We start from the raw sequence: 23077 nt of genomic DNA, 5'->3' as shown, positions 1-23077 counted from the left end.
ATGCAGCTCGCCGTCTGGACCTATGAAGGACCGCCCCACGTCGGGGCCATGCGGGTCGCCACCGCGATGGAGGGCGTGCATTTCGTGCTCCACGCCCCCCAGGGCGATACCTATGCCGACCTCCTGTTCACGATGATCGAACGGCGCGGCAAGCGCCCGCCGGTCACCTACACCACCTTCCAGGCGCGCGATCTGGGCAAGGACACCGCCGAGCTGCTGCAGGCGGCGATCCGCGAGGCGACCGAGCGGTTCGCGCCCGAGGCCCTGCTGGTCGGCGCCTCCTGCACGGCCGAGCTGATCCAGGACGATCCGGCGGGTCTGGCCGAAGCGCTGGACCTGGCCTGCCCGGTGATCCCGCTCGAACTGCCGAGCTACCAGCGCAAGGAAGCCTGGGGGACGGCCGAGACCTTCTACCGGATGGTCCGCCATCTGGCCGACCGCTCGCTGCGGCCCGCCCCGCGTGAGGGCCGCCGCCCACTGGTCAACCTGCTGGGCCCCTGCGCGCTGGGGTTCCGCCACCGCGACGACGTGGCCGAGGTGCGCCGCCTGCTCGACGTGCTGGGGATCGATGTCCATTGCGTCGCCCCGCTCGGGGCCCGCCCGGCCGATCTGGTCCGGATCGGCGTGGCGGATTTCAACATCGTGCTCTACCCCGAGACCGGCGAACCTGCCGCCCAATGGCTCTCGCGCGAGTTCGGCCAGCCGGTCGTTCGCACCGTGCCGATCGGCGTGGGCGCCACCCGCGAGTTCATCGCCGAAGTGGCAGCCCTGGCCGGAGTCGATCCCGCCCCCGCGCTCGCCGATGCCGGATCGCGCCTGCCGTGGTGGAGCCGCTCGGTCGATTCGACCTACCTCACCGGCAAGCGGGTCTTCATCTTCGGCGATGCCACCCATGCCATCGCCGCCGCGCGGATGGCCGCCGAGGAGCTGGGCTTCACCGTCTGCGGGCTGGGCTGCTACAACCGCGAGTTCGCGCGTGAAATGCGCGCCGCCGCCGCCCGCCACGGGGTCGAGCCGCTGATCACCGACGATCACCTGGCGGTGGAGGACGCGATCCGCGCCGCCTCGCCCGAGCTGGTGCTGGGCACCCAGATGGAACGGCACATCGCCAAGCGCTTCGGGATTCCCTGCGCGGTGATCTCGTCGCCGGTCCATGTCCAGGATTTCCCCGCCCGCCACAGCCCGCAGATGGGCTTCGAGGGCGCGAACGTGATCTTCGACACCTGGATCCATCCGCTGGTGATGGGGCTGGAAGAGCACCTGCTCACCATGTTCCGGGACGATTTCGAGTTCTCGGACGCGGCCGGCCCGTCGCACCTGCACGGCGGCGTGGCGACCCCGGCGGCCCACCCGGCCCCGCAGGACGAGCCGGCCGAGGCGCTGGCCGGGGCGATCGCCGATGCCCTGACGATCGAGGTTCCCGCCACGGACACCGCCGCGGTCACCTGGACCGCCGATGCCGAGCGTGAGCTGCGCAAGATCCCGTTCTTCGTCCGGGGCAAGGCCCGGCGCAACACCGAAGGTTTCGCCGTGCTGCAAGGCCGCCGCGAGATCGACCTGGCCACCCTTTATGACGCGAAGGCCTACTATGCGCAGTAGTCCCGCCTCCCCCTCCCGGCCCGTCCCTCCCGGACGGATCGCGCCGGTTCGCGTCGTCATCGTGACGCTCGACAACCACCTCAAGGGTGCGGTCGAGCGAGCCACGGTGGAGCTGGGCGAAGCCAACATCGTGCTTTCGCTGCACGCGGCGACCGACTGGGACCGCTCGCCGGGCGCGCTCGACGCCGCGCTCGGGGCGATCGCCCAGGCCGACATCGTGATCGCCACGATGCTGTTCCTGGATGAGCACATCCGTGCCGTCCTGCCCGCGCTCGAGGCCCGCCGCGAAGCGTGCGACGCGATGGTCTGCCTGATGTCGGCGGGCGAGGTCGTGCGGATGACGCGCATGGGCGGCTACCGCATGGACGCGCCGGCCAAGGGGCCGCTGGCCCTGCTCAAGAAGCTGCGCGGATCGAGCAAGCCCGGCACCAATTCGGGCGCGGGGCAGATGAAGATGCTGCGCCGCCTGCCCAAGATCCTGCGCTTCGTGCCGGGCACCGCGCAGGATGTGCGCGCCTATTTCCTGACCCTGCAGTACTGGCTGTCCGGATCGGACGAGAACGTGGTCGCCATGGTGCGCGCCCTGATCGACCGCTATGCGGGGGGTGACCGCCTGACCCGCCGCGGCATGACCGCCGCCGCACCGCCGCGCGAATATCCGGAAATCGGCGTCTATCATCCGCGCACCGAACAGAAGCTGTCGGAAAGCCTGAAGCTGCTGCCCCCCGCGCGCAAGGGTGAGCGGGGCACCGTGGGCCTGCTGCTGCTGCGGTCCTACCTGATCAGCAAGGACGCCGGCCACTATGACGGCGTGATCGCCGCATTCGAGGCGGCCGGGCTGCGGGTGATCCCGGCCTTCGCCAATGGCCTCGATTCGCGCCCGGCGATCGAACGGTTCTTCCTCCGCGACGGGCAGCCGACCGTGGACATCGTCGTCTCGCTGACCGGTTTCTCGCTGGTCGGCGGCCCGGCCTACAACGATGCGCGCGCCGCCGAGGCGATGCTGGCCCGGCTCGACGTACCCTATGTTGCCGCCCATGCGCTGGAATTCCAGTCGCTCGAAACCTGGGGCGCAGGCCGCCAGGGCCTGCTGCCGATCGAATCGACCATCATGGTCTCGATCCCGGAACTGGACGGATCGATCGTCCCGACGGTCTACGGCGGGCGCTCGGACGGGCTGGGCCAGCCCTGCACCGGCTGCGCCCGGAGCTGCGTGTTCACCCGCGAAGGCCCGGCCAATGCCCCGGTCAACCCGATGCGCGCTTGTCCCGATCGCGCCGAGGCTCTCGCTGCCAAGGTCGGCAAACTGGTCGCCATGCGCCGCGCCGAGCGGGCCGGGCGCAAGCTGGCGATCACCATCTTCAACTTCCCGCCCAATGCCGGGGCCACCGGATCGGCCGCCTTCCTGGCCGTGTTCGAATCGCTCCACGCCACGCTCGGCCGGCTGGCCGCGGCGGGCTATGCGGTCGACGTGCCGGACAGCGTCGATGCCCTGCGCGAGGCGATCCTCAAGGGCAATGCCGAGCGCTTCGGCACCGAGGCCAATGTTGCCGCACGGATCTGCGCGGACGATCACGTGCGGCGCGAACCCTTCCTGAAGGAAATCGAGGCGCAGTGGGGCCCGGCCCCCGGACGGATCCAGTCCGACGGTTCGCACATCCAGGTGCTTGGCGCGCATTTCGGCAACGTGTTCATCGGCGTCCAGCCGACCTTCGGCTACGAGGGCGATCCGATGCGGCTGCTGTTCGACGGCGATTTCGCCCCGACTCACGCCTTCGCCGCGTTCTATCGCTACATCCGCGAGGACTTCGGCGCCCATGCCGTGATCCACTTCGGCACGCACGGCGCGCTGGAGTTCATGCCGGGCAAGCAGGCCGGGCCGAGCGCGCGGTGCTGGCCGGAGCGGCTGATCGGCGATCTGCCCAATTTCTACCTCTACGCCTCCAACAACCCCTCCGAGGGGGTGCTGGCCAAGCGTCGCTCGGGCGCGACCCTGATCAGCTACCTGACCCCGTCGCTGGCCAAGGCCGGGCTCTATCGCGGCCTCTCCGAGCTCAAGGCCAGCTTCGAACGCTGGCGCACCACCCAGGACGCCGCCGAGCGGGCCGAGCTTGAGATCATGATCCATGACCAGGCCGAGGCGGTCGACCTGGTGGTGGACGATATCGCCGCGCTGGGTCCCACGCTTTACGAGCTGGAACAGGCCCTGATCCCGCACGGACTGCACGTCCTGGGCAGCGCGCCGCAGGGTCCCGCCCGGACCGAACTGGTCGACGCCATGATCGAGGCTGATCCGGCGACCGACCGCGCCGCGGTGGAAGCCGCCCTGGACGCCTGCGACGAGATCGGCTCGCTGATCCATGCCCTGGACGGCGGCTATGTCCGCCCGGCCCCGGGCGGCGACGTGCTGACCAATCCGGCCGTCCTGCCCACGGGCCGCAACATCCACGGCTTCGATCCCTTCGCCCTGCCCAGCCGCTTCGCCTGCGCCCAGGGCCGCAGCCAGGCCGAGCGCGTGCTGGCGCGCCACCAGGAGTCGGGCGAGCGCTTCCCCGAGAGCCTCGCCATGGTGCTGTGGGGCACCGACAACATGAAGAGCGAGGGCATGCAGATTGCCCAGGCGATGGACCTGCTGGGCGCGCGGCCGCGGATCGACTCCTATGGCCGGGTGGTCGGGGCCGAACTGATCCCGCTCGACGAACTGGGGCGCCCGCGGATCGACGTGATCGTCACCCTCTCGGGCATTTTCCGCGATCTCCTGCCACTGCAGACCCGCATGCTGGCCGAGGCGGCGCTGCTCGCCGCCCAGGCCGACGAACCGCTCGACCGCAACTTCGTGCGCAAGCATGCGCTGGCCCACCAGGCCGCCCATGGCTGCGACCTGGAAACCGCGGCCCTGCGGGTCTTCTCGAACGCCGAGGGCTCCTATGGCGCCAATGTCAATCAGTTGATCGATGGCGGCGTCTGGGCCGATCCGGACGAGCTGGCCAATGCCTTCGAGACGCGCAAGGGCTATGCCTATGGCGTGAAGGGCCCGCCGGTGCAGCGCCGCGAGCTGCTGCAGAGCGCGCTGAGCGGCGTCGATTTCGTCTACCAGAACCTGGAAAGCGTGGAAGTCGGGATCACCGATCTCGATCAGTACGTCGACGGCCTGGGCGGAGTCAGCCGCTCGATCGCCCGCGCCAAGGGCAGCGAGGCCCCGGTCTACATCGTCGATGCCACCAAGGGCGAGGCCAAGGTCCGCACCCTGGCCGAGCAGATCGACCTGGAAACCCGCACCCGCACCCTGAACCCCAAGTGGTTCGAGGGCATGCTGCAGCACGGCTTCGAAGGCGTCCGCTCGATCGAGCAGCACGTCACCACGACGATGGGCTGGTCGGCCACGACCGGCCAGGTCGCGCCCTGGGTCTACCAGCGCATCAGCGAGACCTTCGTGCTCGATCCGGCCATGCGCGAACGCCTCTCGGCCCTGAACCCAAACAGCTCGGCGCGGGTGGTGAACCGCCTGCTCGAGGCCTGCGAACGGCGCCTGTGGGAACCCGACGACGAAACCCTGGAGGCCCTGCGGGTCGCCAGCGACGAGCTGGAGGACCGCCTCGAGGGCGTGTTCGCGGCGGAATGAGGACTGAACCATGAACCTTATCGATCCCCGCGCCCGCTTCAGCCAGCCCGACGGCGACGGATCCGTGCAGGTCGCGCTCGACCCGCGCGACCGCATCGGCACGGCCAAGGTCTTCGCGGTCTACGGCAAGGGCGGGATCGGCAAGTCGACCACCTCGTCCAACCTGTCGGCCGCCTTCTCCAAGCTGGGCCACCGGGTGCTGCAGATCGGCTGCGATCCCAAGCACGATTCCACCTTCACCCTCACCAAGAAGCTGATGCCCACGGTGATCGACGTGCTGGAATCGGTCGAGTTCCACTCCGAGGAGCTGCGCCCCGAAGACTACATGTTCGAAGGCTACAACGGCGTGATGTGCGTCGAGGCCGGCGGGCCGCCGGCCGGCACAGGCTGCGGGGGTTACGTCGTGGGCCAGACGGTCAAGCTGCTCAAGCAGCACCACCTGCTCGACGATACCGACGTGGTGATCTTCGACGTGCTGGGCGACGTGGTCTGCGGCGGTTTCGCCGCGCCGCTCCAGCATGCCGAACGCGCGCTGGTGGTGGCCGCGAACGATTTCGATTCGATCTTCGCGATGAACCGGATCGTCGCCGCGATCGGCGCCAAGGCCAAGAACTACAACGTGCGCCTGGCGGGCGTGATCGCCAACCGGTCGGCCGCGACCGACGAGATCGACCGCTTCAGCCATGCCATCGGCATGAAGCGCCTGGCCCACTTCCGCGATCTCGATGCGATCCGCCGCAGCCGGCTGAAGAAGTGCACCCTGTTCGAGATGGACCCCTCGCCCGAAGTGATCGCCGCCCAGGAGGAATACCTGCGGCTGGCGCAGATGCTGTGGGCCGGGGTCGACCCGATCGAGGCGCACCCGATGAAGGACCGCGATATCTTCGACTTCCTGGGGTACGAATGATGGCCACGCACGCGCCTTCCCATCCGGCTTCGGCCCGCCCGGCGGCGGCCACCCGTTACGATGACCAGCGTGAACGGCTCGCCGCCTACTTCGACGGCACCGCGCGCAAGGCCTGGATCGACCTGACCTCGACCGCCAAGGTCAGCGGCATCCGCGCCACGGTGCGCGCCGGGCGCGATGCCATGCGCGAGCAGTTGCTGGACTGGCTGCCGGCCGACCTGCGCCGCACCGCCGTGCTCGATGCCGGCTGCGGCACGGGCAGCCTCAGCGTGGAGGCCGCGCGCCGTGGCGCCGCAGTGACCGCCATCGACGTGGCCGGCGGCCTGGTCGACATCGCGCGGGAGCGGGCGCCCTCGTTCCTGGGCCATGGCGAGATCGCCTGGCACGTCGGCGATATGCTCGATCCCGCGCTGGGCACCTTCGACCATGCCGTGGCGATGGATTCGCTGATCCACTACAACCTCGACGACATGGTCTGGGCGCTGAGCGGTCTGGCGGCGCGCTGCACCGGATCGATCGTCTTCACCTTCGCCCCGCACACCCGCCTGCTCGGGGCGATGCACGTGGTCGGCAAGGCCTTTCCGCGCTCGGACCGCTCGCCCGCGATCGTGCCGATCGCCGAGGAGGCCCTGCGCGATCGCCTGTCCCGGCTGGACGGCTGGCAGATCGGCCGCAGCGGACGGGTGACCAGCGGGTTCTACATCTCGCACGGTATGGAACTGGTGCGCCGCTGATGGCCAAGCGCGCGCCTTTGTCCAGCAAATGGAGCCGGGTGGCCACCACCTGGCTGCCCTTTGCCGACGCGGCGAGCGCCGAACTGCCCCTGTCGCGGCTGCTGCGGCTGTCGCTGTTCCAGGTCAGCGTCGGGATGATGATGGTGCTGCTCAACGGCACGCTCAACCGGGTGATGATCGTCGAACTGCACATTCCGGCCTGGCTGGTCTCGCTGATGATCGCGATCCCGCTGCTGGTCGCACCGTTCCGGGCACTGATCGGCCACCGGTCGGACGTGCACCGGTCCGTGCTGGGCTGGCGGCGCGTGCCCTATATCTGGTTCGGCACGCTGATGCAGTTCGGCGGGCTGGCGATCATGCCGTTCGCCCTGCTGCTGATGCGCGATCCCAAGCTGTTCGCGCTGGGGGTCAGCGCCAGTGCGCTAGCCTTCCTGCTCGCCGGCACCGGGATGCACACCACCCAGACGGCGGGCCTGGCCCTGGCCGGAGATCTGGTCCCGGCAGACCGCCGCCCCCGCGCGGTCGCCCTGCTCTACCTGTCGCTGCTGGCCGGGATGATGGTCTGCGCGCTGGTGATCGGCGGGCTGCTCGCCCACTTCACGCCGACCCGGCTGGTCCAGGTGATCCAGGCCGCCGCGGTCCTGACCTTCGTGCTGAACCTGGTCGCGCTGTGGAAGCAGGAGGCGCGCAGCCGCTCGGTCGCCGCCGCCGAGACCCCGCGCGAGCCTTTCGCGGTGGTCTGGGCGCGCTTTGCCCGCCAGCCGCTGACGCTGCGCATGCTGACCACGGTCGGCCTCGGCGCCGCCGCCTTCGCGATGCAGGATGCCCTGCTCGAACCCTATGGCGGCGAGGTCCTGCGGCTGTCCGTCGGCGCCACGACCAGCCTGTCGGGCGCCTGGGCGCTCGGCGCCATGGCCGGTTTCGCGCTGTCGGCCCGCTGGCTCGGCCGCGGCCTCGACAGCCTGCGGATCGCCGGATACGGCGTGGTGATCGGGATCGCCTCGTTCCTGCTGGTGATCTTCGCCGCCCCGCTCGACAGCGCCGGGGCCCTGGGCCTGGGGGCACTGGGGATCGGCGCCGGGGCCGGACTGTTCTCGGTCGGCACCCTGACCGCCTCGATGTCACTGGCCACCAGCGACACGGCCGGCCTCGCGCTCGGCGCCTGGGGCGCCGTGCAGACCACCGCCGCTGGCCTGGCCATCGCCTTCGGCGGGGTGCTGCGCGACACCGTCTCCAATCTTGCCGTCGCCGACGAGCTCGGCGCCACGCTGGCCCACCGCGCGACCGGCTACGGCACCATCTACGCCATCGAGATTGCCCTGCTGCTCGCCACGCTGGTCGTGCTCGGGCCGCTGGTCGGGCAGCTCGCCGCGCAGGATCGCACCTCCACCACCGATGCCGGGGCACGTCGCTTCGGCCTCACCGAGTTTCCGACATGATCACCCCGGAAGGAACACAGCCATGAATCACGGCAACATTGTCGGCACGATTGATGCCGCACAGATCGCGATGATCGCCTTCATCGGCTTCTTCATCGCCCTATGCTTCTGGCTTCGCCGCGAAGACCGCCGCGAAGGCTACCCGCTCGAGGACGCGCTGACCGGCAAGCTGCTGCCCGGCGGCGGCCCCCTTTCGGCTGCCGCGCCCAAGACGTTCAAGCTGCCCTTCGACCGCGGTTCGGTGACCGTGCCGCGCGCCGCGACCGAGGGCCGCGAGCCGGTGCAGATCGCCGCCAAGCGCCGCGAGAACTTCGGCGGGGCGCCCTACTCTCCCGAAGGTGACGTGTTCGCCGCCGGGGTTGGCCCGGGCTCCTACGCCAACCGCGCCCCCTGGGCCGACCAGGACGCCCACGGGCTGCCGCGGATCGTGCCGATGGGCGTCGTCCCCGAAATCAGCGTGGCCAAGGCCAGCACCGACCCGCGCGGCCTGCCGGTCTATGGCGCCGACGGGGCGAAGGCCGGCACGGTCACCGACCTGTGGGTCGACCGGGCCGAGCACATGGTGCGCTACCTCGCGATCGACACCGGCAGCCGCACCGTGCTGGCCCCGATGCCGATGGCCGTGGTCCGCAAGAACGCGGTGATCATCAGCGCGATCAACGCCGCTGACTTCGCCAATGCGCCCTTCCCCGCCGATGCTGGGCAGATCACCCGCTACGAGGAAGAGCGCGTCGTGGCCTACTTCGGCACCGGCTATCTCTACGCCAACGCCGACCGGCTGGAGCCGCTGGTATGACCGAGTACGACCACGAACCGATCCGGGGGCTGCCCGGGGATCTGCCGCCCGGCGAACAGATCCTGTGGCAGGCCTCCCCGGACTGGCGCACCTTCGCCCGCACCGCGCTGTTCACGCGCCCGCTGGCGATCTACTTCGCTGCCCTGGCCCTGCTGGCCCTGGCGGGGGGGAACGCGCTCGGGACCGTGGTCATCGCCGTGGCGGGTGTCGCCACACAGGGACTGCTCGCGCTGTTCGCTGTGCTGGTCGCCCGCACCACGGTCTATACCCTGACCAACCGCCGCGTGGTGCTGCGCGTCGGCATTGCCCTCAACAAGTGCATCAACCTGCCGCTCGGGCTGATCGGCGCCGCCGATCTGCGCGCGCGGGGGGGTGATCACGGCGATATCGCCCTGACCCTGACCGGTCGGCACCGCCTGGGCTATGCCATGCTGTGGCCCCATGTCCGGCCTTTTCGCCTGGCCCAGCCGCAGCCGATGCTGCGCGCCCTGCCCGGTGCCGCAGCGCTGGCCGAAGCCCTGGCCAAGGCCTGTGCCGCAGCCGCGCCGGAGGGTGTGACGACCCGCACCACCCCCGCACCGGCGGCGGTGCAGCCTTCAGCCGAGCCCGCCTTCCACGGAGTTCCCGCATGAACACCGCACCCGCCCGCACCGCACCGGCCCACAATGGCCATGGGCACAGCCACGCCAACACGATCCCGCGCCCGGCCCTGGCCCTGGCCGGGGCGCTGGTTGCCCTGTCGCTGACCCTGACCGGGCTGGTCCGGGTCGGCGTGCTCGACCGGGAAGCCGTCCCGGCGGTCGAGCGGGCCCGCACCGGCGTGACCGCCGGCGAGGTGCGCCGCCTGACCTTCTCCGATCGGGCCGACGGCGCCGTGGTGGTCACGGATGTCGACACCGGCCGTACCCTGGGCGTGCTGATCGGCGAAAACGACGGCGGCGGCTTCGTCCGCGGGGTGATGCGGGGCATGGCGCGCGAGCGCAAGATGCACGGGATCGGCGCCGCCGCTCCGTTCGAGTTGACCCGCTGGAGCAACGGTTCGCTGACCCTGCGCGATCCGGCCACCGGTCGCGCGATCGAGCTCGGCTCGTTCGGCGCCACCAACCGCGCGGCCTTCGCCCGGTTCCTGGCAACGGGGCCGCACGCGTGATCCGCACCGCGATGATCCGGGCCGCCATGATCCGTTCACGGGCCTTCGAAGTGCCCTGCCGCGTCGCGGTGGAGCAGAGCGAAGCCGATTTTTTTGCCCATGTGGAACTGGCCGGCGGCCTCGCCATGGAGCCGGGTGATCGCGTCCGGGTCCAGGGCGATCCGATCCGCGTGCGCTTCGGCGAAAGCGCGGAGTTCCAGCGCGTCGCCACGGTCGAGCGCGCCGGCCCCCTGCTGCGCGGCTGGACCCGCCTGATCGCCTACCTCGGCCTGACCGAACTCTACGAAGTGAGCTTCAACCCCGGGAGCCTGACATGAACGCCCATACCGCCATCCGCACTCCCGACGCGGCCCCTGTCCCCGGTGACAAGCCCGACGTTCACGCCATGGTCCAGCACGAAACCGTGCTGAGCCCGCGGTTCTACACCACCGACTTCGCCGCGCTCGACGCGATCGACGTCTCGTCGGTGCGCGAGGAGTGGGATGCCATGATCGCCGAGATGGTCAGCGATCCCAACAAGCTCCACTTCAAGCGCGATGTCCGCTTCGACGGCATCATCGAGCAGCTCGAACCGGCGCTGAAGGCCGAGTTCATCGATTTCCTGGTCAGCTCGCTGACCTCGGAATTCTCGGGCTGCATCCTCTATGCCGAGATGGCACGGCGGACCAAGAACCCCGACATGAAGCAGCTCTTCAAGCTGCTCGCCCGCGACGAGAGCCGCCATGCCGGCTTCATCAACGAAGCCCTGAAGGACGCCGGGATCGGGATCGATCTGGGCTTCCTGACCAAGGCCAAGAAGTACCATTACTTCAAGCCGAAGTTCATCTTCTATTCGGTCTACCTGTCCGAGAAGATCGGCTATGCGCGGTATATCGCGATCTACCGCCAGCTCGCCGCCCATCCCGAGCTGCGCTTCCACCCGATCTTCCAGTGGTTCGAATCGTGGTGCAACGACGAGTTCCGCCACGGCGAGGCCTTCGCCCTGCTGCTGCGCGCCGATCCCAAGCTGCTGACCGGCTTCAACAAGCTGTGGGTGCGCTTCTTCCTGCTGGCGGTCTATGCGACGATGTACGTGCGCGACCACGCCCGCCCGGTGTTCCACGCCGCGCTGGGGCTCAACCCCACCGACTATGACTATCGCGTGTTCTCGATCTGCAGCCAGATCAGCCGCCAGGTCTTCCCGGTCGAGCTCGACACCGACGATCCGCGGTTCCGCCGGTCGATGGACCGGCTGCTCGCCGCCAGCCGCCGGATCGATGCCGGCAAGCAGCGGGGCGGGCTGGGCGGGGCACTGCTCCGGGCCAGCGGACTGGTCGGTGCGGGGCTGAGCTTCGCCCGCATGTACCTGCTGCGCCCGCGCCGCAACGAACTGCCCGCCAAGATCCGGCTGCAGCCCGCGTGGTAAGCTGGACCGGCCATATCCTGCCGGTCGCGGTCACGATCATGACCTGGTTCTTCGCGACCGGGCTGGTAGCGTGGCTTGATAACCGTGAGCGCCGGACCTTCCCGCGCAGCCTGCTGCTGGCCGCGATCGCGGCGATCGGCGGGATCGTGCTGGTCGGCTGGTCGATGCACCGCGCCACGCTCACCGGGGCCTATGTGTCGCTGGCCGGCGCGATCCTGATCTGGGCCTGGCACGAGATCAGCTTCCTGACGGGCATTGTCACCGGGCCGCGCCGCGAATCCTGCCCGCCGGGGGCGCGCGGACTGGCCCGGTTCTATTACGCCGTGGCCGCCATGGCCTGGCACGAGATCGGTCTGGCGCTGAGCGCGCTCGGCCTGATCTGGATGAGCCGCGATGCGCCCAACCAGGTGGGGGCGATGGCCTTCACCCTGCTGCTGGGCATGCGGCTGAGCACTAAGCTGGCGATCTTCCTGGGCGTGCCCAACCTGAGCACCGACATCCTGCCGCCGCAACTGGGTTACCTGAAGTCCTATTTCGGACCGCGCCGGCTGGGCGCAGAGCTGTACCTGGCGATTGCCGGGTGCGTTGCCCTGGCCGGGTGGCTGGGGTCGCTGGCGCTGGCCGCGCCTTCGGGCAGCGCCGAGGCGGCGGCCGCCAGCCTGCTCTTCGCGCTCGCCACGCTGGGCGCACTCGAACACCTGTTTCTCGCCCTGCCCTTCCGCGACGGCATGCTGTGGGGCTGGGCCCTGCCGACCCGGCGGGCGACGAGCGGGACAAACTGATCTGGGTCAATGACCGACCCGCGATGACTGAACACTGGATACGGATCGACGAGAGGACCGACGAGCATGGATTACGAAGCCTATTTCCGGGGTGAACTCGATACGGTCCGCGACGAGGGACGCTACCGCATTTTCACCGAGATCGAGCGGCGCTGCGGCAAGTTCCCCAACGCGACGCGCTATGTCGACGACCGCACCGAACAGGTCACCGTGTGGTGCTCGAACGACTATCTGGGCATGGGCCAGCACCCCGAGGTCCTGCAGGCGATGCACGAAGTGCTCGACGACTGCGGCGCCGGTGCCGGTGGCACGCGCAACATTTCGGGCACGAACCATCATCACGTCCTGCTCGAGCGCGAGCTGGCCGACCTGCACGGCAAGGAAGCCGCGCTGCTGTTCACCAGCGGCTATGTCTCCAACTGGGCGGCCCTGGGCACACTGGCCGCCAAGATGCCGGGCTGCGTGGTGTTCTCCGATGCGCTCAACCACGCCTCGATGATCGAGGGCATCCGCCATTCGCGGGCGACCTGCAAGGTGTGGCGCCACAACGATCCCGCCCATCTCGACGAGCTGCTGGCCGCCTACGGCCCCGACGTGCCCAAGCTGGTCGCTTTCGAGAGCGTCTATTCGATGGACGGCGACATCGCGCCGATCGCGGAGATTCTCGACGTCTGCGAAAAGCACGGGGCGATGAGCTACATCGACGAGGTGCACGCGGTCGGCCTGTACGGGCCGCGCGGTGGCGGCGTGGCCGAGCGCGAAGGCCTGATGGACCGGATCACCGTGATCGAGGGCACGCTGGGCAAGGCGATCGGCGTGATGGGCGGCTACATCGCAGCCTCGGCCGCGCTGTGCGATTTCATCCGGACCTTCGCCAGCGGCTTCATCTTTACCACGGCCCTTCCGCCGGCGATCGCCGCGGGTGCCACGGCCAGCATCCAGCACCTCAAGAACAGCGAGTTCGAGCGGGCCCGGCAGCGCGAGCGCGTCGCCACGGTGCGCCGTCGGCTCGACGGGATCGGCATTCCGCACCTGCCCAATCCCAGCCACATCATCCCGGTGATGGTCGGAGACGCCAAGAAGGCCAAGCGGATCAGCGACTGGCTGCTCGATAACCACGGCATCTACGTCCAGCCGATCAACTACCCGACGGTGCCGCGCGGCACCGAGCGGCTGCGCATCACCCCGTCGCCGGTCCACACCGATGGCGACATCGACCGGTTGATCGAGGCGCTGAGCGACATCTGGTCGCAATGCGAACTGGCGCGGCGCTCGGCCGCGGCCTGACCGCCAGACACCTGACCGGCCAATCGCGAAGGGCTGCGAACCTCGGGTTCGCAGCCTTTTCGCATTGGCGGCGCAAACCTGCTTCTGGCCGGGTGGCCCATGGCCCGGGCCGAAAGAGTTAATCATCGGCATGATTGCCGGGCAACCCGCCATGGCCGGGCTGACGCAGGGTCACGCCGGGTCGTGCAACCCCTGCGAAGGGGGAAAGCATTCGGTTCGCCGGTAACCCAAATCTAGGGCTGTTGCGTAAGGCCACGCTCAGTCTTTGTCGGAAAAGCGTCGCTAGACAGGCTCCGTCATCCATTGGGAGCCTTCGATGTTTCGCCAGAAGATTGCCACGCGCTTTATCGTCGCCTTTGCGGTGATGCTCGCCGCGATTTCGGGGCTGGGCGTATTCGCAATTCAGCGGATCGGTGCGGTCAACGACATTTCGCATGACCTGCGCAGCACCTGGCTGCCCGGTTCGCAATCGCTCGGCGACATCCACACCTACCTGTCGCAATACCGCATCAAGGAAGGTGAGAACCTCGAAGCCGCCAGCCCCGAGGCGCGCGCCCGCACGACCAAGCTGGTGCGCAACGCCCGCGCCGTGGTGGAAAGCGCGATCGCCGACTACAAGTCGCACATTGTCACGCCCGAACAGCGCAAGGCCTTCGAAGCCTTCGCCGCGAGCTGGCAGACCTATGCGGCAACCTCGGACCGGATCATCGCGCAGAACGAAACCGGCGATCCGGAGGCCCTGGCCGCCTATGACGGCGAGGCGCTCGACCAGTTCTATGCGGTCGAGGACAGCGTCCTCACCCTGATCGACATCAACCAGAAGGGCGCGGCGGCCGTTTCGAAGGACGCCGACGCAATCTTCGAGCATTCGCGGACCGTTACCCTGGCGGTGATGGGCGCCTCGCTGGTCCTGGCCATCGTGCTGCTGGTCTTCCTGATGCACAGCGTGGCCCGTCCGATCCGGCGGATGAGCGATGCGGTCAGCCGGGTGATCGACGGCGATCTCGATGTGGTGGTGCCGGGTGCCCAGCGCAGCGACGAGATCGGCAGCCTGGCCCGCGCGCTCGACGGGTTCAAGGACCTGTTCGCCGCCGACCACCGCCGCGCCCTGGCCGAACAGGAACGCGCCCGCGAGGTGCAGGTCACGATCGACGCGATCGGCGGCGGTCTGGCCGCCCTTGCCGCGGGCAACCTGACTCACCGCGTGCCCGAGAACGGGGCCGGTGCGCTGGGCAAGCTCCACACCGATTACAACGCCGCGGTGGCCGCGCTGACCGACGTGCTGCTGCAGATCGTCTCGGGCTGCAACACCATCAAGCTGGGCACCGAAGAGATCGCTGCGGCATCGCTGGACCTGTCCCGCCGGACCGAGCACCAGGCCGCCTCGCTGGCCGAAACCTCGCGCACGCTGAACGAGTTCAGCGGCTCGGTGAAGATCACCGCCGACAATGCCCGCCAGACCAGCACCCGCCTTTCGGTGGCGCGCGACATTGCCGGCAAGGTCGAGGACATCGCCCGCCAGGCTGCCGTGGCGATGCGCAACATCGAGGGCTCGTCGCGCCAGATGGCCGAGATCGTCAACCTGATCGACGGGATCGCCTTCCAGACCAACCTGCTGGCGCTCAACGCCGGGGTCGAGGCGGCGCGCGCCGGGGAAGCCGGCAAGGGCTTCGCCGTCGTCGCCAACGAGGTCCGCGCCCTGGCCCAGCGTTCCGCCGACGCCGCCCGCGACATCCGCGAGCTGATCACCACCAGCACCGGACAGGTCGCCAGCGGCGTCAGTCTGGTGGAATCGAGCGGCGACGCGCTGAAGCAGATCGTCGGCGAGGTGAGCTCGGTCTCGGGCCTGGTCGAGGAAATCGCCGAAGCCGCGGGCAAGCAGGCCGCGGGCATCGGCGAGATCACCGGAATGGTGACGGCCATGGACGAGTTCACCCAGCAGAACGCGGCCATGGTCGAGGAAAGCTCGGCAGGTACGCGCAACCTGTCGCAGGAAACCCAGCTCCTGTTCGAACGGCTCAGCAACTTCCGCCTGGGCGATGCGGTGGAGGCCCATCGTCCGAGCCGCAGTGCGCCGCCGGTCACCGCGCCGCTGCCCCGCGCCGCGCCCTTGGCGGCCCCGGCCGCCGCACCGGCGACGGCGTTCGACGGCAGCGCTGCCCTGAAGCTGGATGACAGCGACTGGGCCGAGTTCTGAGCCCGGCCGATCCTGCCCCGTTCCGTTCCAACTACGCGCAATTACGAGAGAAAATGACGGTTTCGGAACACCATAGTTCTAAAATCGAAATCAACTGCCGCCCCCTAGAACCAGCCCCAACGAACGCAGGAAGGTGAAGCCCATGTTCACGAAGTCCCTGCGCACTGCTGTCCTTGCCCTGGCCGCCTCTGCCGCGGTCGCCACCCCGGCGTTCGCCCAGTCGGCCGACTGGCAGCGCCAGGTTGCCCGGGTCATCGCGTCGAAGCAGACCTATCCCCGCACCGCCCAGATGCGGGGCGAGGAAGGCACTGTGAAGGTGAAGATCTTTGTGGCCGCCAGCGGCGCGATCGAGCGCACCGAACTGGTCGCGCCCTCGGGCTCGAGCACGCTCGACCGCGAAGCCCTGGCCCTGCCCGCGCGCGTCGGCTCGGTGCCGCCGCCGCCGGGTGGCCCGGCCGCGCTGACCGTGCCGATCACCTGGAAGCTGATGTAAGCTTCGCACGCCATCACGCACAGAGTATCGCCAAGGGGCTGGTCGCAGGACCGGCCCCTTTTGCTTGGCGACAGGGCCCGCGTTCAGGTGATGACGCTGGGTCGATCCATCCCCGTGTGCCCGGCGATCCCGGCCAGCGCCTCGGCAGCAGCGACCAGCGGCGCCAGCGCCACCGCGGTCTCGAGCGAGAGATCGCCATCGGCCGCCACGTAGCGCTCCAGATAGACGCGCAGCGTCGCCCCTTCCGTCCCGGTTCCCGACAGCCGGAACACGATGCGCGAGCCATCGACGAACCCGATCCTCACACCCTGGCGTGCGCTGACCGATGCGTCGGTGGGATCGGTGTAGGCGAAATCGTCCGCACTGGCGACCGGGCCGGCCGGGGTGTCGAGTCCGGGCAAGGTGGGCAGGCTGGAGCGCAGCGCGGCCATCAGCGCGTCGGCACGATCGGTCGGGATCGCCTCGTAATCGTGCCGGGCGTAATAGTTCCGGCCAAAGCGGGCCCAGTGTTCGGCCAGGATCTGCGCCACCGGCTGGCGGCGCACGGCCAGGATGTTGAGCCACAGCAGCACGGCCCACAGCCCGTCCTTCTCGCGCACATGGTCCGATCCGGTGCCGGCGCTTTCCTCGCCGCAGATCGTGGCCATGCCGGCGTCCAGCAGGTTGCCGAAGAACTTCCATCCGGTCGGCGTCTCGAACAACGGCACGCCGAGGGCGGCGGCGACCCGATCGGCCGCGGCACTGGTCGGCATCGATCGGGCGATGCCGGCCAGGCCCCGGGCATAGCCGGGCGCCAGATGGGCATTGGCGGCCAGCACCGCCAGCGAATCCGACGGCGTGACATACTGGTTGCGGCCGATGATCAGGTTGCGATCGCCATCGCCGTCCGACGCGGCGCCGAAATCGGGCGCGTCGGGGCCCATCATCAGATCGTAGAGGTCGCGGGCGTGGACCAGATTGGGATCGGGATGGTGATGCCCGAAATCCGGCAGCGGGGTGCCGTTCACCACCGTCCCGGCGGGAGCCCCGAGCCGGCGCTCGAGGATCTCGTGGGCATAGGGTCCGGTCACGGCGCTCATCGCGTCGAAGCGCATGCGGAAGCCCCCGGCGAACAGGGCGCGGATCGCCGAAAAATCGAACAGGGTTTCCATCAGCGCGGCATAGTCGGCGACCGGATCGATCACCTCGACCGTCAGCGGACCGACCTGGCGGAGGCCCGGGGAATCGATGTCGACATCGGGTGCCGCGAAGGTGCGATAGTTTTCGATCGACAGGGTGCGGGCGTGGATCGCCTCGGTCACCGCCTCGGGTGCCGGACCGCCGTTGGCGATGTTGTACTTGATCCCGAAGTCCTCTTCCGGGCCGCCGGGATTGTGGCTGGCCGACAGTACCAGCCCGCCGAGCGCGCCATAGCGGCGGATCACGTGGCTGGCCGCGGGGGTGGAGAGGATGCCGCCCTGCCCGACCAGGACCCGCGCGAAGCCGTTGGCCGCCGCCATGCGGATCGCGACCTGGATCACCTCGCGGTTGAGGAAACGGCCGTCGCCCCCGATCACCAGCGTGGCCCCTTCCTTGCCGGTGACCACGTCGAACACCGCCTGGATGAAGTTTTCGGCATAGTTCGGCTGCTGGAACACGCGGACCTTCTTCCGCAGCCCGGAGGTGCCGGGCTTCTGGTCGGCGAACGGCTTGGTCGAAACGTCCTGGATCACGCACATCCCCTTGCGATCGGCAAAGGCGGGCCGCTGCCATGTCATGGCGCCACGCCGCGCCGCCTTGCTGCGCCACCGCGTGGCCGGACGCAACGGAGAATTCGTATCGGGGCCGCCGGACCGGCCGAGGCGGATTGCTGTTCCGCTCCGCCGCGGGATCGCCTAGTCTGGCGGCATGAGCCCGGCCCCACAGTACCTTTCCGGACGCATCCTGCTGGCCCTGCCCGGCATGTTCGATCCGCGTTTCGTCCATGCGGTGATCGCCATGTGCGTGCACGACGAGAAGGGCGCGCTGGGGATCGACGTCAGCCGCCAGCACGAAAGCCTGCGTTTCCGCGCAGTGCTGGAAGAGGCAGGCGTTCCGCCGGGCGAGGCACCGGACGTGCCGGTCCATGTCGGCGGCCCGGTGGAACCGCAGCGCGGTTTCGTGCTGCATTCGACCGACTGGGGCGGGCATGGCACGATCCACGTCGGCAAGCTGTGGGCGCTGTCCTTCTCCACCGACGTCCTGCGCGCCATCGCCGAGGGACGGGGGCCCAGCAAGTGGCTGTTCGCGCTGGGCTACACCGGCTGGGGCCAGGGTCAACTGGAGGGCGAGCTGCGCCATCACGGCTGGCACGCCGCGAGCGGCCATGGCGAGGTGCTGTTCGATCCCGCCCCCGACCAGCGGTGGAAGGCCGCGTGGCGGGCCGAGGGGATCGATTCGGCCCTGCTGGCCAGCGAGACCGGCCGAGCCTGATCATCTCGCCCCGGCACCTGGCGTGATCTCCGGCCTGACGGCAGCCATGGCACGGCCCCTTGGCGAAGCCCCCTCGCCTGCGCTATGAACATCCATGTCAGCAAGGGGAGAGGCTGCATGTCCGCGTTCGTGTCCCGCCTGTCGGTCTATGGCGACTATCACCGCGATCACCGCAATATCGCGACCCATCTGGTCGGCATTCCGATGATCGTCTTCGCCGTCGGTATCCTCACCTCGCGGCCCGCGCTTGCGCTGGGCGAGAGTCTGGTCCTGACCCCGGCCATGCTGATCTCGCTCCTCACCGGGCTGTTCTACCTGCGGCTTGATCTGCGCTTCGGCGCGGTGATGACCGCGCTGCTTGCGCTCAACGCCTGGGCCGGACTGGCGCTGGCCGCGCTGCCGACGGCAGCCTGGCTGGGGCTGGGCCTTGCCCTGTTCGTGCTGGGCTGGGCGATCCAGTTCCTGGGCCACCATTACGAGGGGCGCAAGCCGGCCTTCGTCGATGACCTGACCGGCCTGGTCATCGGCCCGCTGTTCGTCGCGGCCGAGGTGGCCTTCAAGCTGGGGCTGCGGCTGGAGGTGAAGGCGGCAATGGATGCCGATGCCGCCCGGCGCGGGGCGGGGCTTGGCGCAGCCGGATAACCCCCCGCACCTGCCGTTCCCGCGCGCCGCCATGCGCAAAATGCTCCATGCACTCGGCCCGGGAACCGGCTAGGCTGGGGCCGTTCACTCCGGACGGGACATCTTGCCGCATGGTCGACGCCGCTTCCCTGCCCCCTGCCGCGAACGCCCCGGGCCATGCCGCCCGCCTGCGCTCGATCGTCGGCGGATCGATCGGCAACATGGTCGAATGGTTCGACTGGTACGTCTACGCCGCCTTCACCCTGTACTTCGCCCCGCACTTCTTCCCGGCTGAGGACCGCACCGCCCAGTTGCTGGGCGCCGCGGCGGTTTTCGCCGTGGGCTTCCTGATGCGCCCGATCGGGGCCTGGATCATGGGCGTTTATGCTGATCGCCACGGGCGCAAGGCCGGGCTGACCCTGTCGGTCACGCTGATGTGCACCGGATCGCTGATCATCGCGGTTACCCCGGATTACGCCGCCATCGGGCTGGGCGCGCCGCTGCTGCTGCTGCTGGCACGGCTGCTTCAGGGCCTGTCGGTGGGTGGGGAGTATGGCGCCAGCGCCACGTACCTGTCGGAGATGGCCGGGCGCGAGAGCCGCGGGTTCTGGTCCTCGTTCCAGTACGTCACGCTGATCTCGGGACAACTGCTCGCCATCCTGCTGCTGATCGTCCTGCAGGGTCTGCTGAGCGAGGCGCAGCTCGATGACTGGGGCTGGCGCATCCCCTTCGCGATCGGGGCGCTGCTGGCCCTGGTGGTGTTCCGCATCCGGCGCGGACTGGCCGAGACCGCCAGCTATGCCGAGGCCCGGCGGGCGGGGACACCGCGATCCGGACTGCTGCTGCTGCTGCGCGAGCACCCGCGCGAGGCGCTGCTGGTGATCGCCCTGACCGCGGGCGGCACGCTCGCCTTCTATGCCTATTCGATCTACATGCAGAAGTTCCTGGTCAACACCAGCGGCTTCAGTCGCGAGACCGCCAGCATGATCAATGCGGTCACCCTGCTGGGCTTCATGCTGCTCCAGCCGCTGGCCGGCGCCCTGTCCGACCGGATCGGCCGGCGACCGTTGATGATCGGCTTCGGCCTGGCGGGCACGCTCGGCACCTGGCCGATCTTCTCCACCCTGGCCCAGACCCGGGACCCGCTGGTGGCCGGGCTGCTGGTGATGACGGCCCTGGTGATCGTGACCGGCTACACCGCGATCAACGCCGTGGTGAAGGCCGAGCTGTTCCCGGCCCATGTCCGTACCCTGGGGGTGGCGCTCCCCTACGCCCTGGCCAACACCCTGTTCGGCGGCACAGCGGAGTACGTGGCGTTGCGCTTCAAGCAGGCCGGGTGGGAACAGGGCTTCTATGCCTATGTCACCGCCATGTGCGCGGTCAGCCTGGTGACTTACCTGACCATGCGCGAGACCCGCGAGGCCAGCATGATCGCCGAAGACTGACCGCGACGACAGGTTGCGGCGGCAGGGTGCGGCGAAAGTTTGCGGCGACTGGCCGGTGCGGGTCGAACCGGACCGCCCCCTCGCCCCGGGCGGGGAAAGGGGGCGGCCCGACGACGGATCAGAACGCCGCCGACAGCGTGGCGACGAGCCCGCCCTTGGTGATGTCGTGCCCGGTGGCGCGGCCATTGCCCCACCGCAGGCTGTTCGCCTTGCTGACATCGGTGCCGATGTACGACAGGTTGAGCGTCAGGTTCTTGTAGGCGAAATCGGCGCCGACCCCGTAGTCGATGACGTCGAGGCCCTTGGTGTAGCCGCTGTCGCCGCTGGAATAGCCAAGGTGCGCCTTGACCGTCACCGGCGTGCCCGACACCGGCAGGCCCCAGTCGGTGTAGACCCAGATGTTGTGGCCCTTGGCCTTGGGTGCCACCGCGATGTCCTTCTGGCTGGGCGCCCAGAAGGCTCCGACCTTGGCATTGGCGGGGCCGACCTTGCCCGACACCGAGCCATAGAGCTCGTAGTAGTCGAAGCTGGTGCCGGGAATGTTGGCGCCGGGATAGACATAGTAGATCAGGCCGCCGTCAACCGTCACCCCGCCCACGGCCTTGGTGTAGCCGGCCAGCAGGTCCAGCTCCATGTTGTCACCGCCGAAGGTGCCAGCACCCGACAGGTTCGATCCCCAAGTGCCGATGTAGAAGCCCGAAGCGTGGGACACCGTGATCCCGGCCTGGACCGCCAGATCGCGGTCGGTCTGCGAGATGCCGCGCAGGCGATACTCGCTGGTCAGCGTGGCGCTGCCGGTGATGGTGACGGGCGAAGCCTCGTCGGCGAAGGCCGGGACAGCCGTAAGAGTCGCGGAGAGAACGGTCGCGGCCAAGGCCGCCTTGATGGTGTGGTGCATGAAATTCCCCCTCAGGAATTTGGACGTGCCATACTGGCCTCATCCCCATAGCAAGCACCGTGCCAGACCCTGGGCGATTGGGATTTCGCCATAATACGTACAGGCGTTCGCGGCGGAGTGCCTAAAATTCGGGCAGGGCGCGGCGGGATGCCCAATTTTCCGGCGCTGCACTGCACAAATATTACGTTGAAATTTCGTCATAACACTCCTCCGCAGGAAGGCTTCGTCGCGCCATGGCCGCACCATCCGATTCGGGTCCTTCGCTGGTCCGGCTCAGCATCAGCCTTCCCGCCCGGCTGTTCAGGCAGCTCGATGCGATGGTGGCCGAACGCGCGGTGGCGAACCGGTCGGCCATGATCGCGGAGCTGATCCGGGCCGAGCTCGCCGCCCACTCGGCGCGGGAACGCCCGGAAACCGAGCTGGCGGGGACGATCACCCTGATCTATCGGACCGATTCCGGGCGGGTCCGGCATGCCCTGGCCCAGACCCAGCAGGACGCGATGGCGGAGATCATCTCAAGCCAGCACGTGTTCCTGGGCGATGATCGATCGCTGGAGGTCCTGGTGGTGAAGGGGCCAGCGCAGCGCCTCCACGCGCTATGCGACGATTTTCGCAAGATCCGCGGCCTTGAACAGTGCCGCCTGGTCACCGCGGGGGCGACACACCCCGCCGAACCGGCCTGAGCTGGCCCTGCCCCCTCGGGCGCTGCTACAAGCTGCGACAAGGCGTGCATTGACCGCGCCGCGGGCTTCGGCGAAACAGACCGTCGCCATCCCGTCCATCGGAGGAATGCCGTGAAGCTTGCCCACACCGCCCTGATAGCCGCCCTGCTGGTTCCCGCCGTCGCCTTCGCGGCCGGCCCGAACATCTACAAGGCCCGCCACGACAACTTCGAAGCGATGGGCCGGGCGATGAAGGGCACCGCTGACCAGTTCAAGTCGGGCAACCCCGATATCGCGGTCATCCGCGCCAACGCCGCAGTGCTGGCCGCCGCCGCGCCCAAGGTGGCGGGCATGTTCCCCAAGGGCACGGGCGTGGAAGGCAATCCCAAGAGCGAGGCCCTGCCGGCGATCTGGCAGAAGCCGGCCGACTTCGCCGCCGCCAACAAGCGCCTGGTCGATGCCACCAAGGCCTTTCAGGCTGCCACCGCGACCGGCGACATGACCGCGGTGCAGGGTGCCTTCGGTGCGGTCGGCGGATCGTGCAAGAACTGCCACGAGAGCTTCCGCAAGCCGCGCGCCTGATCCTTCG

Annotated in this window: 21 protein-coding genes; 19 read left to right on the top strand and 2 right to left on the bottom strand. The window is 69.0% G+C overall.

Annotated features, from left to right (window positions below; genetic code table 11):
* The 14 genes from bchB to H7F49_RS14505 all read left to right on the top strand — a co-directional run bounded on the left by bchB (position 1) and on the right by H7F49_RS14505 (position 16411).
* The gene (gene bchB, locus H7F49_RS14570) at positions 1-1599 is read left to right on the top strand and encodes a ferredoxin:protochlorophyllide reductase (ATP-dependent) subunit B (protein ID WP_185684306.1); all 1599 of its coding nucleotides are present in this window, start codon (positions 1-3) and stop codon (positions 1597-1599) included.
* Positions 1589-5221: a magnesium chelatase subunit H gene (locus H7F49_RS14565; protein WP_185684305.1), complete on the top strand. Its 3633-nt coding sequence runs from the start codon at positions 1589-1591 to the stop codon at positions 5219-5221. Before bchB ends, H7F49_RS14565 begins: the two co-directional genes overlap by 11 nt.
* A gap of 10 nt (positions 5222-5231) precedes the next feature.
* Positions 5232-6128: a ferredoxin:protochlorophyllide reductase (ATP-dependent) iron-sulfur ATP-binding protein gene (bchL, locus tag H7F49_RS14560; RefSeq protein WP_185684304.1), complete on the top strand. Its 897-nt coding sequence runs from the start codon at positions 5232-5234 to the stop codon at positions 6126-6128.
* On the top strand, positions 6128-6862 hold the full coding sequence (gene bchM, locus H7F49_RS14555; protein ID WP_185684316.1) for a magnesium protoporphyrin IX methyltransferase: 735 nt from the start codon (positions 6128-6130) through the stop codon (positions 6860-6862). The genes bchL and bchM overlap by 1 nt, the downstream gene beginning before the upstream one ends.
* A 38-nt stretch (positions 6863-6900) precedes the next feature.
* The gene (locus tag H7F49_RS14550) at positions 6901-8301 is read left to right on the top strand and encodes a BCD family MFS transporter (protein WP_328806773.1); all 1401 of its coding nucleotides are present in this window, start codon (positions 6901-6903) and stop codon (positions 8299-8301) included.
* Positions 8302-8323: 22 nt separating this feature from the next.
* Entirely contained in the window at positions 8324-9097 is a 774-nt protein-coding gene (gene puhA / locus H7F49_RS14545; protein ID WP_185684302.1) for a photosynthetic reaction center subunit H, read from the top strand.
* Complete coding sequence (puhB, locus tag H7F49_RS14540) at positions 9094-9729, top strand: photosynthetic complex putative assembly protein PuhB (protein ID WP_185684301.1); 636 nt, start codon at positions 9094-9096, stop codon at positions 9727-9729. Before puhA ends, puhB begins: the two co-directional genes overlap by 4 nt.
* On the top strand, positions 9726-10247 hold the full coding sequence (puhC, locus tag H7F49_RS14535; RefSeq protein WP_185684300.1) for a photosynthetic complex assembly protein PuhC: 522 nt from the start codon (positions 9726-9728) through the stop codon (positions 10245-10247). Before puhB ends, puhC begins: the two co-directional genes overlap by 4 nt.
* Positions 10244-10564 (top strand): hypothetical protein, encoded by a 321-nt coding sequence (locus H7F49_RS14530; RefSeq protein ID WP_328806772.1) that lies wholly within the window; start codon positions 10244-10246, stop codon positions 10562-10564. Before puhC ends, H7F49_RS14530 begins: the two co-directional genes overlap by 4 nt.
* Positions 10561-11652, top strand: a complete 1092-nt coding sequence (acsF, locus tag H7F49_RS14525) for a magnesium-protoporphyrin IX monomethyl ester (oxidative) cyclase (RefSeq protein ID WP_185684299.1) — start codon at positions 10561-10563, stop codon at positions 11650-11652. The genes H7F49_RS14530 and acsF overlap by 4 nt, the downstream gene beginning before the upstream one ends.
* On the top strand, positions 11646-12434 hold the full coding sequence (gene puhE, locus H7F49_RS14520) for a putative photosynthetic complex assembly protein PuhE (protein ID WP_185684298.1): 789 nt from the start codon (positions 11646-11648) through the stop codon (positions 12432-12434). The genes acsF and puhE overlap by 7 nt, the downstream gene beginning before the upstream one ends.
* Positions 12435-12500: 66 nt before the next feature.
* On the top strand, positions 12501-13721 hold the full coding sequence (gene hemA, locus H7F49_RS14515; protein ID WP_185684297.1) for a 5-aminolevulinate synthase: 1221 nt from the start codon (positions 12501-12503) through the stop codon (positions 13719-13721).
* 316 nt (positions 13722-14037) lie between these two features.
* Positions 14038-15918 (top strand): methyl-accepting chemotaxis protein, encoded by a 1881-nt coding sequence (locus H7F49_RS14510; RefSeq protein WP_185684296.1) that lies wholly within the window; start codon positions 14038-14040, stop codon positions 15916-15918.
* Between the two features lie 142 nt (positions 15919-16060).
* Positions 16061-16411 (top strand): TonB family protein, encoded by a 351-nt coding sequence (locus H7F49_RS14505; protein WP_185684295.1) that lies wholly within the window; start codon positions 16061-16063, stop codon positions 16409-16411.
* 83 nt (positions 16412-16494) lie between these two features.
* Here H7F49_RS14505 and H7F49_RS14500 read toward each other — a convergent pair whose 3' ends face one another.
* On the bottom strand, positions 16495-18123 hold the full coding sequence (locus H7F49_RS14500) for an alpha-D-glucose phosphate-specific phosphoglucomutase (protein WP_185684314.1): 1629 nt from the start codon (positions 18121-18123) through the stop codon (positions 16495-16497).
* Positions 18124-18298: 175 nt separating this feature from the next.
* On the opposite strand from H7F49_RS14500, the gene H7F49_RS14495 reads away from it, so the two are divergent.
* The 3 genes from H7F49_RS14495 to H7F49_RS14485 all read left to right on the top strand — a co-directional run bounded on the left by H7F49_RS14495 (position 18299) and on the right by H7F49_RS14485 (position 20928).
* Positions 18299-18862, top strand: coding sequence for a YqgE/AlgH family protein (locus H7F49_RS14495; protein ID WP_185684294.1), 564 nt, complete (start codon positions 18299-18301; stop codon positions 18860-18862).
* Positions 18863-18979: 117 nt separating this feature from the next.
* Positions 18980-19504: an Mpo1 family 2-hydroxy fatty acid dioxygenase gene (locus H7F49_RS14490; protein ID WP_185684293.1), complete on the top strand. Its 525-nt coding sequence runs from the start codon at positions 18980-18982 to the stop codon at positions 19502-19504.
* A gap of 110 nt (positions 19505-19614) precedes the next feature.
* A complete protein-coding gene (locus H7F49_RS14485; RefSeq protein WP_185684292.1) occupies positions 19615-20928 on the top strand; it encodes an MFS transporter in 1314 nt (437 codons plus the stop codon).
* A gap of 118 nt (positions 20929-21046) precedes the next feature.
* Here H7F49_RS14485 and H7F49_RS14480 read toward each other — a convergent pair whose 3' ends face one another.
* Complete coding sequence (locus H7F49_RS14480; RefSeq protein WP_185684291.1) at positions 21047-21826, bottom strand: TorF family putative porin; 780 nt, start codon at positions 21824-21826, stop codon at positions 21047-21049.
* Between the two features lie 233 nt (positions 21827-22059).
* On the opposite strand from H7F49_RS14480, the gene H7F49_RS14475 reads away from it, so the two are divergent.
* Both H7F49_RS14475 and H7F49_RS14470 read left to right on the top strand, forming a co-directional pair.
* On the top strand, positions 22060-22509 hold the full coding sequence (locus tag H7F49_RS14475) for a CopG family ribbon-helix-helix protein (RefSeq protein ID WP_185684290.1): 450 nt from the start codon (positions 22060-22062) through the stop codon (positions 22507-22509).
* 111 nt (positions 22510-22620) lie between these two features.
* The gene (locus tag H7F49_RS14470) at positions 22621-23070 is read left to right on the top strand and encodes a c-type cytochrome (RefSeq protein ID WP_185684289.1); all 450 of its coding nucleotides are present in this window, start codon (positions 22621-22623) and stop codon (positions 23068-23070) included.
* The last annotated feature ends 7 nt before the right edge of the window (positions 23071-23077 follow it).

This window comes from Novosphingobium aerophilum (assembly GCF_014230305.1).
GTDB lineage: Bacteria > Pseudomonadota > Alphaproteobacteria > Sphingomonadales > Sphingomonadaceae > Novosphingobium > Novosphingobium aerophilum.
Note: the sequence above shows the minus strand (reverse complement) of the source record. Positions and strands in the feature narration are given on the sequence as shown.